At 42.1% G+C, this 624-nt stretch carries 1 protein-coding gene; it reads right to left on the bottom strand.

The annotated features are described in order from the left end of the window. Positions 1-151: 151 nt before the first annotated feature. On the bottom strand, positions 152-442 hold the full coding sequence (locus V7783_RS21080) for a hypothetical protein (protein ID WP_335680391.1): 291 nt from the start codon (positions 440-442) through the stop codon (positions 152-154). Positions 443-624: the final 182 nt, after the last annotated feature.

Raw genomic sequence — 624 nt, 5'->3', positions numbered from 1 at the left:
TTGTCGTGCTCAACAGTGCTTAAATTACCAAACAGGCTATAACAAGCGACTAAAATAATGACGATAGTGCTTGACTCTAGGCCAGCAGCAAACTGCTTTAATAGTTTTTTGTTCGTATTATTTTGATAATCGTTAGCCATTTTATAGCCCCTTAATTAAATGTTGTACCTGGAAACTTTCTGCTGAAATCATCTTTTTCAACATACCCACCGCCATTGATGGCTTCTATAGGGTCAGGCGCATTAGATACTCTTGGTGTGGTAGAAAGAGCCTTTGCTTTAATTTCATTGGCAATTTTTACCGCTGCATTCATAGGACTCATGCCTATAATCTCATGCATTTCAGCAGGGTTATCATGCAAGTATTCGGCAATCTTCGCGCCGTTCGGGTCGGTCAATAAATACTGCCCCAACTCAGGCTTAAGACCTGAATCTACTAACACTTTCTCAGCCGATCTTAATTTATCAAGGTCTACACCATCGCGCTGGGCGTTGGCTACGAACTCGGAAATAGATTCCTGCTGAGCTGCTTCTTGTGCAGTTTGACTGCACCGTCCATCGCGTATTCGTTATACACTTCGTCAAGACGATTTAATGCGTTTTTAACTTCGCTAACGGCTTCTTC

The sequence above is a fragment of the Pseudoalteromonas sp. genome (assembly GCF_036960685.1).
In the GTDB taxonomy this organism is placed as follows: Bacteria; Pseudomonadota; Gammaproteobacteria; order Enterobacterales; family Alteromonadaceae; genus Pseudoalteromonas.
This window is presented reverse-complemented; position numbering and strand designations above follow the sequence as displayed.